The organism is Chromobacterium vaccinii (assembly GCF_001855275.1).
Classification (GTDB): Bacteria; Pseudomonadota; Gammaproteobacteria; order Burkholderiales; family Chromobacteriaceae; genus Chromobacterium; species Chromobacterium vaccinii.
The window spans coordinates 1,105,830-1,114,676 of record NZ_CP017707.1 but is presented as its reverse complement, the minus strand read 5'-3'; the positions used below and the strand labels follow the sequence as shown (position 1 = coordinate 1,114,676).

Genomic DNA, 8,847 nt, shown 5'->3' with positions numbered 1-8,847 from the left:
GTCCTGATGGTATAAGCCTGTTGGGAATTGATTATTGCTTTATTTTTTCCAGTACATAGAAGTTTTGCCATTTGCACTATGCTGGCGCTGTATGTGCAATGCGCCTATTGCCATGAGCTTAGCGATATCGCGCCTAGTTTGGTCAGCATGCTCATTTTTGGTTTGTGCGTGCAGCTGGGGAAAGGTATACCGCTGGCGCGATTCCATTGCATCAAAAAGCATTAACTGCCTTTCAGTCATTTTGACTCGTAGTGGATTGGTGAAGCCGCAGGCTAATAATTGCGACATCATCCCCTGCAGCGGAATGACGTTATGAGGGCGCGCTATCATGCGGCTAGCCCTTCCGGCAGTCCTTGCGTCAGGATCGGCCTAAGCTGCTGCAGGTAATCAGCCCATACCATTTGCAGCCGGTGTTTCGGCATGCGCCCCCATTCCGGACTTGCCAGGGCTTCGGCAAAGGTTTGGCCTTTGATACTGAGTTCTGCGATATCGCGGCCAGCCAGATCGGCATTTGGGCGGCGCAGTGTGACAATGCCGGCGATGCGCTCGCGGTTTTCGTGATAGACGCTGGAATCCCGGAATCTGCGGCCGTCTCGTTCAACCGGGCCAAAGTGTTCGTTTTCCCATACCACTATGGGGGCCGAAGTGCTGTCCAGTAGCGCCGCTAGGCCGTCTATGGTGTCGTCCATCGCCTGGCCGCCGACAAGTACGGTATGGATAAACACGCGGCGGCCTGCCGCGTTGAGTACGTCAATGGCGCCGGTCTCTGCTAGATAGCCCGTCGCTGGAATGAACGATGTCGCGCCGTTGTCGATGACTGCAGGGCCGTCATGCTCAAGCAACCACTCCACCATGGTGTCAAACTGGCGGCTGTTAATCTGGTTATCGTGGTTCAGGATATCCAGCCCCCGCGCTTGCAAGGCAGGGAAATGCATCAGGGTTTTGTTGACGGGATCGGTATCGACTCCCAACGGACGAATGCCAAAAATGGCCCAAATCGCTTGGGCGAGAAGGCTTGTGATGTGCGACTTGCCTACGCCGCCTTTGCCTTGAAGCGTAATGTGGGTGTCGTTGTATGTCATGAGTTCACCATTTTGTTTTTCCGTCTCTGAATTTCCCGTAGTCAAAGCGACCTGATCGGATTGACTGAGGTGAGGTCTTGGTGGCCGGCGTGGTTGCGATGGACATATTGGCCGCGCTGGCCGGGATGTTTTGGGTTGCTTGGGCATGGGGTGCTTTCTTGTTTTCCTCGCGGCGGCGTTCACGATAGAGCGCGTTCCGGAATTCAACGTGGCTCATGTGCAGGCCATCGGCCGCCAGTGCCTCGATGATTTGGGCGTGCCTGACTCCGCGTTCTATTGCCGCCTTGATTTGTGGTAGGAGGCTGCGGAATCGTGCCGCTTTGCTCTCGCCTGTTCCTGCTAGAGCCGCAAGCAACTGGTTGGCGTCTGGTTTGCTCATGGGGGCTAACAAACTGCTCACTTTCCGCTAACGGGACGCTTTCGGCGCGCTCACAAACTGCTAACGGCCGGTGACGCGTGCTAACGGAAATGAGCGTAAAAAAACGGCTGGTTAATCCCAGCCGTTGGCGGTGTCGGCGCGCAGGTAGATCCGTTCTGCACGGTCGTTGATTCGTTGTCTTGTGCGATTCCTGCGGGTGGCCATTTCTGGCGGTAGGCCCGGAGGGGCAAAGACGCGCAGCAGCTGTTCGCGTCGATGCATCTGCCGCACGATGTAATGGCGCAGGCTCATTCCATTTCGTCTATCAACTGCGCTTGCTCTGCAATGGCTTCTCTGAGCCAAGTGAGCGAGGAATCCAGATTGTCGGCCATGGCTTCCAGTGATTGGCCGTGAGCGGATCGCAGCTGACTTTCCGGCATTTCGCTGATTGCCTTGCGGGCCTCGTTGAGTTTGGCTTGCAGTTGCTCTTGCAGCTGCTCAAGCCCTTGCTTGAAGGCTTCCAGCGATGTCTTGTCCAGGTGGTGCATTTTTCATTCTCCTTAGATTCGGCAGCGCATGGCTGCATCCGATAACGTCCAATTGGGCGCTATCGGGTGCAGGCTTATGCCGACCAGCGGTTCAGGGACGCGCACGTTGTTTATCGTGCGGCTGGCCGGCATAAGCTTGGTGTCCATGCCTGACTATGTCGGGCATGCGGTTACGGCATCGGAACGGATGCCGTGACGTTTTCATAGATTGTTAATGAGCGGTCTACTTAAAGTAGGTTTGCACATTTTACAATCAAAAGTAGATGTGTCAACTAAAAGTTCATTTAAATGAACTTTATTTCTTCGCTTAGATGGTTCTATTCTAGGTAAGTTGTTATTATTCATTAACTTAGGATGTGTTGGATGGTTGGCCTGCGCGTCAAGCCCTATTCTTTGGAGGGAAATTGTAGGTTGCAAGGTATATGCGAATGACACCGGAAGTTGTTTCGATGTTGCGAGAGGTGACGCCTTTGGCCATGGCCCAGCTGGTGCCCTGGCAGCGGTCGTTGCTGGCAATGTCGGATCAGGATGATTTGAGGGCATTCTTGCTTGGGCTGCAGTACAGCTTGCCTGGCTCGCCTCCTTTGCTGCTGGCCAGGATGTCGCGTGACATCCCGTCACGAACACCTATCTTGGCTATCGATTTGGGATGGCCAGGGCGTTGGCTCGACTTGTATCGGCGTCGCTCATGGCATGAGGTCGATCCGGTGATCTTGGCCGGGGCGGGGAGGCCGATAGTATGGTCCGACGAACTGGTGCCGCAGGAAGGTGATAGTAGGCGGCTGCGTGATTTCAAATCAGCCTGCAAGCGGGCAGGGATGATGCATGGTCTGACCTATATTGCGGATCGTGATGAATGTAGGGTGATCATTTCGATGATCGGTGAATCGGTCGAGCGCGAGGCTTACACGAGGCAGATGCTGTCTTTGTTGCTGCCGTCCCTGGCAGATGTTGCCGCCCGCGTATTGGCGCGGGATGCACGAATGGCTAAGTTTACGGATAGAGAAAGGGAGGTTTTCGACTTGCTGGTATGGGAGGGGCTAACGCAAAAGGAGGTGGCCAAGCGCCTGGACATTGGCCTGAGTACGGTAAAGCTGCACCTGAAAAATATGAGAAAGTTACATGGAGTCAAGACTTTATCTCAGCTTGCGTATCGAGTTGCCGCTGTGGAAGGGAGTTAGAGAATCGTTGAAGTAAGTACAAACACGTAATTAGACGAAAGTCTAGTTTTGCTCGTTTGTTTGAACGCGTATAGTTCGCGCTGCATCTTCGAACTACCCAAAAAGCAGAAATAAAAATGCACAAAAATACGGAAAACACAGAGTTAGTTGCTGAGGTACGAGTAAGAATTAGAAGTGATGGCAGCATTCTTGTTGACGAGTGGGGCGATGCCTCGCGCGCGTGGGCCTTTATGCTCAGTTCGGCGTCTATGATGGCGCAGCGTCGTCCCTTGCCTGCAAACGCGGCATAGGAAATTACCCTGAATAGAAAAAGCGGCCAACTGGCCGCTTTTACTTTTTCTTCTGCAGGGTGTCCGCCAAGCCTCTCAAAAAGTCCGCTAGCGCGTCGTCGCCCTGGGCGACTAGCCAACTGGCGAGTTCTTTCGGGTCGGATATGGCAATGGTCCGATCCGGGGGCGTGGTCGGTTCTGCCATGGGGGCATCGTGTCGGGTGATGGTGATGCTGGGGCTGGTCACGGTGATGTCTGCCGTGAAGCTGCCATATTCCAAATCTGCTGGTTTTACGCCAAAGAGTTCGGCTAGCTTTGCAAGCTTTTCCGGACGCGGTCGGGCTGCGCCGCTCATATAGCGCCGCATCATCTCGTAAGTGACTGGAACCTGCGTGGAAAACGCCTTCGGTGCGAGGCCGTGCAGCTGCATTAGGGTGCAGATGTTCCGGGATAGCTGTGTTTCAGTGTTCTTTTCTTCAACCATAAGTTGAATGTTATCTGGATTAGGTAGCATGGTCATGTCTATTTAAGGTTGCTTTTTATGAACTTTGGATCGATAATCCCGGCCCATGAAAGAAGCAACACCTATTGACGCCGTTTTTGCCTTGCTGGATGGACCTTCCGCTGTCGGTCGTGCTCTCGGTGTAACGCCGTGGGCAGTCTGCAAGTGGCGGGTCAAGGTTCCTGCAGGTCGCTGTATCGACTTGGAAAAACTCACTGACGGACGTGTCCGTTGTGAGTCCCTGCGGCCCGATATCGATTGGGCCTATCTGCGCGGGACCGCCCCCTCTGCGGTATCGACTCCAACTTAGATTACTCCTCGTTCCCTTGCTGTCAGCGGGAGCGCTTGCCGGCGTGTCCGGCTTTTTTCTTGCGCGGGGTCGCCTGTTGCGGCCTCTGTAAATGACATTGGTAAATATGCTATCTGGAATGAACATGAATTGCATGCGCCATAGTTCGCACAAAACGCCAATAGGGGTGATCCGGGATTACGTGGACCTATGGCGAAAACAGGAAGGCTTGAGCCGTCAGGCTGCGGCCGCCCGGATGGTGGAAACCTATTTGGTCATGGGCTTCGAACGCGTGTGGCCCATTGATTTCATGGTGGAGGGCGACACTTATCAAGTGCTGAAGGGCAATTCGGATCGGATATGGCGTTGGCTGGATGATCAGATGAAAGAAAAGAACCTGCTCAATTGCAACGCCATGCCGATAGTCCTGATGACATTGCCGCTGAGCATCCGCTTGCAGTGCTTGACCGAGTTGCTGGCGCCGCTGGGCATGGTTCCGGCTCAGTTGTTGATGCATGAGCCAGCGGGTAGCCATGCCACATTGATGATGGTGGCCACGAAAGAAACTGGACTAGGTCTGTCAGCGTTTGCGGCCTTGGCCGAGGACATGACGCGAGAGCAGTTGACGAGAGCAAGAGCGGGCTTGTCTGAGTCGATCAGCGCCAATGCCGAGTTGTTGCGGTTCGTGGACTGCGCTTTGGCTCAGCCGGCTGAAGGAAGGTAGCGCGCTGATGTCCGATTGGCTGCGCATGGAGTTGTACCGTCTGGCATGGAAGGTATCCAAGGCCAAGCCGGAGGATAAGGCACGGCTGCGGCGCCGCCATATCGAGCTATTGAAGAAATCCTTGGGGAGCCGGGATGGAGTGGGTGAGGGTAAGCGGTGACGTCGTCGCTGATGCCGCCTATGTGCTGAGCTTGCCGACCATACAGCTACGCGAACGCGAGTTGAGGCGCTTGGGCCGAGTCTACGGCGCTGGGCATCGTGAAAGCGTGAGCCGGGCAGCTAAAGAGAACTGGCCGGCGGCAGAGTCGAAATTGCCGCCGTTGCCGATGGAAAAACACGGTAACCCGCGACTTGCCGCGCTTGCGGCGGTTGGGGGAAAAGGGGGGCTATGAGAATTCTGCTATCTGAACTAGAGCAGGCGACTTTGTTGGAATGCAGCTTGGAAGCTTATCGGCTGTATGTGGCCGGCTTGCGGCCGTGCATGGACATGCAGACAGGCATCGTCGGCCGGGGCTATCCCGTTAGCCGCGCCGTGCTGGCGATCAACTGCCAGTATGTGCCGCCTCGCGGTAGCAAACGGCCAGCCTGGCGGCCGTCGCATAAGCAGGTTGATGCCTTGATTGAGGAGTTGATCCGGGTCGGGCTGGTCAAGCGTGCGGCCGCGGTGCAGGAAGTGCAAAAGCTGGTGGTGAAACTGCCGTTGGCATTGGTACGTCCGCAGGAGGAACGGGACACGAAGGGGAAAGGCGGAAGGGGAGAGCTTACAGCGTTGAAAACCCTTGTCTGGAAACACATTCCCGACCATTTGCAGCGACTTGATCAGGATGGGAGCCGGCAGGATGAACAGGACATATCAGGGAGTCAGGGTAATGAATATACATATCCCGCGCGAGAGAGAGAGGCCGCAGGACAGACAAGCCCAGCGGTGACACTGGCGATTACCGCGCGTCGGCTGGGGGTGAAGGTCGGCGGCGCTGCCCATCCTGCCGTGCAGGCATGGGCAGATGCCGGGGTGACAGTTCCGACGTTGGAGGAAGGCATCGCCCGCTGTCGCGCTTACATCCCAGCAGATGAACAGATTCCGGTCAAATATCTCGCCAGCGTTTTGAAGTCGATGGATGGGGACGGAAAACCGTCTGCAGGGCATGCAATACGCCGTGGGCTGCGAGTGGTGAAGGGTGGTCAAGCTGGACGGTTTGCGCCGGGTTGGCTAAGCCTGCCATCTGCGGAAGCGCATGAGGGGGCGGCTGTGCTAGGGAATGTGAAGGGGGCCGCCGATGGATGGATTGAATAAGGCGCTGCGATATTTTGATGGTCTGCCGGTCTTGGGGCGCATGGTGCCGGCGATGGGTGTCTGTGCCGTGCATGGCGAGTTTGAGGCCGAGCTATTGCCAGGGCGGAAGCCGATTTGCTTGAAGTGCAGTCAAGAGCGGGAGCGGGAACGCAGAATGCAGGAAAGGCGCGATATGTTGTTGTGGGGGTGCGGTATTCCGGGGCGGTATCGACAGGCAAAGTTCCGGGACTTGCAGCCGGTGTGTGAAGCACAAGCTGCAGTCATTGAGGCGTTTAAGGGCTGGGTGGCTTGGGTCGGACGGGACCGCAACGCCGGCAACGTGGTGATAACCGGCGGGCCGGGAACCGGCAAAACCCATATGGCCAGCGCCGCGACCTTAAACCTGATTGGGCATTGTGGCCTTGGGGTGCGCTATGTGACGGCGGACCAGATGCGGACAGAGATATGCGAAACCTGGGGGAGGCCCGGACGCAGCGAGCATGCCGAGCTTAGCCGCTTCGCCTCCTATCCGGTGCTGATCATTGATGAAGTCGAAATCTTGGACCCGAACGGGCATGGCCTGCGCTATTTGAATCGGGTGGTAGATAGCCGGTCGGCGGAAGGGTTGCCAACGGTCTACATAAGCAACCAGACAAAGGACGGTCTGCGGGACATGATCGGCTATCGGGCCGTGAGCCGGATGTATGAAAACGCCCTGATTCTGCAATGCAGCTGGGGGGATTATCGGGACCGCCGCCTAGCTGGCTGAGCGCGCCCGCATGGTAAAATTTCAGACAAAAACAAAGCCCGGCGCGGATCGGGCTAAGGGGTTTCCTCGCTGACAGATTTCGGGGAATCGTGATGTTTTGTGATGTTGTAGCGGCTGTGCGTTGTGCGTTGGAACGTGTTGAATCGGGCGGCATGAAGGCGGTGGCGACGTTTGGCGAAGCGTGTGGCGGGGAGTCCACCCGAGGTCTTGCCTTGTCGTTGATGGATGCGCGTGAAATCCATCGGGTACTGCTCATGATGGAGCAGCGTTTTCATGTGGCACTGATGGCAAGGGTAATGAGTGGCAGCTTGCTGTATCTGGAAGGATCGTTCAAGGAACTGACGTCCTTTGTCGCTCACTACGGCCAAGAGGGTGACTTGAATGCGCTGCGGTTTGGCAGTGAGGGCATTGCGTATTGGGTCCGGTACTGGTTGACCGGTATGGGGTCGTTTCGAGAGTTCGGCCGTGAGTTCGGGATTGATGGCCAGACGGCGGCGACCTTCTATCGGGAGCATATCGAGGTCTTGCTTGAGGGGTGGCTAGCGGCCGGGCGCGGTGCTGTGGAGCCGATTTTGTTGCGGCAGATGGAGGATGACGCATTGAACATGGCTTGACGCGGGATGAATTCCGCAATAACATGCAGAAAACACCGCCATAGTTGCGTCCAGAGCCCAAGTCAATGACTTGGGCTTTTTGCATTTTGGTCATCTTGTCATTGGATTGCCGTAGTGGCTTCAATTTCTTCTGTGACTGTTTTGGCAAGTGCCTGCAGATGCCTCTTGTCCTCCGCAGCCAGTCGCATGGGCTCTTTGTTGATGATGCAAAGCGTGCCGATGCAGTACCCATTGGCGAGAATTAGCGGCGCGCCTGCATAAAAGCGGATGTTTGGGATTCCTGTGACCAGCGGGTTGTCCGCAAAGCGTTCGTCCTTCAGCGCGTCATGAACTTCCATGATGTCCGCACTCAGGATGGTGTATCCGCAAAAGCTGATTTCTCTTGGGGTTTCGCTAGCATCCAGCCCACTTCGGGACTTGAACCATTGGCGGTCTTGATCGACGAGGCTAATCAAGGCGATATCGACGTTGAATCGTGAGCGGCAATACGTTGTCAAGATATCGAATCGGTCTTCCGGCGATGTGTCCAGAATCAAGAGCTCTTGCAGGAACTGGATACGTTCTTTCTCATTGCTCGGCAGCGGGGGCGCTAGCATCTGAGTTGCCTTCAGCATCTGGGCTTTAAGTATAGGGACCACGGTTAGATGGGCAATCTTTTAACGGGTTCTAGTGGGTTTCACGTACCAGCTCCAGCTAATCAGCCGGGCTTTTTTGTTCAGGAGAGTCTATGCCTGTCGCACCTTCCCGCCCTTGCCGCTACGCGATGCAGGGTTGTCGCCAGATGGCAGCGCCTGGCAACAGCTGCTGTCCGGACCATGTATCCCATGTTCGCCGGGTGGCAGATCAACGGCGGATGTCGGATGAAACCGTGGCCAAGGTTCGGCGCTGGTATCGGCAACGCATCTGGTTTGCCCGGCGCGATGCCTGCCTGAAGGCGGCGCTCTATCGCTGCGCCACGGCGGGATGCGTGGAGCGGGCGACCGATTGCGACCACATCCGCCCGCATCGTGGCGACTGGTCGTTGTTCATCGAGTCGTCCAATCATCAGGCGCTTTGCCATTCCTGCCACTCGCGCAAGACCGCGCGGGAGGACGGCGGGTTCGGCAACCGGCGGCGCGAGGCCGGCCAGGGGGTAGGGGGGGTGAAATCCTTCAGCCCGACCGCCTGGCCAAGACCGCGTGCCTAACCGCGCTTTTCTCCACGCTGGATTTTCATAGGGGGGGGTCTAAATCCCCCCA

The 8,847-nt window shown here is 56.3% G+C and carries 14 protein-coding genes; 7 read left to right on the top strand and 7 right to left on the bottom strand.

What is annotated here, in order from left to right; all coding sequences use genetic code 11:
• Nucleotides 1–39: 39 nt before the first annotated feature.
• From BKX93_RS04955 to BKX93_RS04945, 5 genes are all read right to left on the bottom strand, one after another.
• Nucleotides 40–330: a hypothetical protein gene (locus tag BKX93_RS04955; protein WP_046157757.1), complete on the bottom strand. Its 291-nt coding sequence runs from the start codon at nt 328–330 to the stop codon at nt 40–42.
• Entirely contained in the window at nt 327–1,082 is a 756-nt protein-coding gene (locus BKX93_RS04950; RefSeq protein WP_046157758.1) for a P-loop NTPase family protein, read from the bottom strand. Before BKX93_RS04950 ends, BKX93_RS04955 begins: the two co-directional genes overlap by 4 nt.
• Before the next feature lie 4 nt (nt 1,083–1,086).
• Nucleotides 1,087–1,461, bottom strand: coding sequence for a hypothetical protein (locus BKX93_RS24555; RefSeq protein ID WP_144408873.1), 375 nt, complete (start codon nt 1,459–1,461; stop codon nt 1,087–1,089).
• A 111-nt stretch (nt 1,462–1,572) separates the two neighbouring features.
• Nucleotides 1,573–1,752, bottom strand: a complete 180-nt coding sequence (locus tag BKX93_RS24550; RefSeq protein WP_144408874.1) for a hypothetical protein — start codon at nt 1,750–1,752, stop codon at nt 1,573–1,575.
• The gene (locus BKX93_RS04945) at nt 1,749–1,988 is read right to left on the bottom strand and encodes a hypothetical protein (protein ID WP_046157759.1); all 240 of its coding nucleotides are present in this window, start codon (nt 1,986–1,988) and stop codon (nt 1,749–1,751) included. The genes BKX93_RS24550 and BKX93_RS04945 overlap by 4 nt, the downstream gene beginning before the upstream one ends.
• 428 nt (nt 1,989–2,416) lie before the next feature.
• Here BKX93_RS04945 and BKX93_RS04940 point away from each other — a divergent pair, with 428 nt between their 5' ends.
• On the top strand, nt 2,417–3,169 hold the full coding sequence (locus tag BKX93_RS04940) for a helix-turn-helix transcriptional regulator (RefSeq protein ID WP_160298950.1): 753 nt from the start codon (nt 2,417–2,419) through the stop codon (nt 3,167–3,169).
• A 330-nt stretch (nt 3,170–3,499) separates the two neighbouring features.
• Here BKX93_RS04940 and BKX93_RS04935 read toward each other — a convergent pair whose 3' ends face one another.
• Complete coding sequence (locus BKX93_RS04935; RefSeq protein ID WP_115617295.1) at nt 3,500–3,958, bottom strand: helix-turn-helix domain-containing protein; 459 nt, start codon at nt 3,956–3,958, stop codon at nt 3,500–3,502.
• Nucleotides 3,959–4,007: 49 nt separating this feature from the next.
• Between BKX93_RS04935 and BKX93_RS25975 the strand changes: the two genes are divergently transcribed.
• The 5 genes from BKX93_RS25975 to BKX93_RS04915 all read left to right on the top strand — a co-directional run bounded on the left by BKX93_RS25975 (nt 4,008) and on the right by BKX93_RS04915 (nt 7,609).
• Nucleotides 4,008–4,250 carry a transcriptional regulator gene (locus tag BKX93_RS25975; RefSeq protein ID WP_082113771.1) on the top strand — a complete coding sequence of 81 codons (243 nt, stop codon included), beginning with the start codon at nt 4,008–4,010 and terminating at the stop codon, nt 4,248–4,250.
• A 124-nt stretch (nt 4,251–4,374) separates the two neighbouring features.
• A complete protein-coding gene (locus BKX93_RS04930; RefSeq protein ID WP_070978980.1) occupies nt 4,375–4,953 on the top strand; it encodes a hypothetical protein in 579 nt (192 codons plus the stop codon).
• Between the two features lie 388 nt (nt 4,954–5,341).
• Nucleotides 5,342–6,247, top strand: coding sequence for a hypothetical protein (locus BKX93_RS04925; protein ID WP_070978979.1), 906 nt, complete (start codon nt 5,342–5,344; stop codon nt 6,245–6,247).
• The gene (locus tag BKX93_RS04920; protein ID WP_083340451.1) at nt 6,231–6,995 is read left to right on the top strand and encodes an ATP-binding protein; all 765 of its coding nucleotides are present in this window, start codon (nt 6,231–6,233) and stop codon (nt 6,993–6,995) included. Before BKX93_RS04925 ends, BKX93_RS04920 begins: the two co-directional genes overlap by 17 nt.
• Nucleotides 6,996–7,087: 92 nt before the next feature.
• Nucleotides 7,088–7,609 carry a hypothetical protein gene (locus BKX93_RS04915; protein ID WP_145929272.1) on the top strand — a complete coding sequence of 174 codons (522 nt, stop codon included), beginning with the start codon at nt 7,088–7,090 and terminating at the stop codon, nt 7,607–7,609.
• Nucleotides 7,610–7,707: 98 nt separating this feature from the next.
• Here BKX93_RS04915 and BKX93_RS04910 read toward each other — a convergent pair whose 3' ends face one another.
• On the bottom strand, nt 7,708–8,223 hold the full coding sequence (locus BKX93_RS04910; protein WP_244887242.1) for a GAF domain-containing protein: 516 nt from the start codon (nt 8,221–8,223) through the stop codon (nt 7,708–7,710).
• Between the two features lie 239 nt (nt 8,224–8,462).
• Between BKX93_RS04910 and BKX93_RS23595 the strand changes: the two genes are divergently transcribed.
• The gene (locus BKX93_RS23595; RefSeq protein ID WP_081528061.1) at nt 8,463–8,795 is read left to right on the top strand and encodes an HNH endonuclease; all 333 of its coding nucleotides are present in this window, start codon (nt 8,463–8,465) and stop codon (nt 8,793–8,795) included.
• Nucleotides 8,796–8,847: the final 52 nt, after the last annotated feature.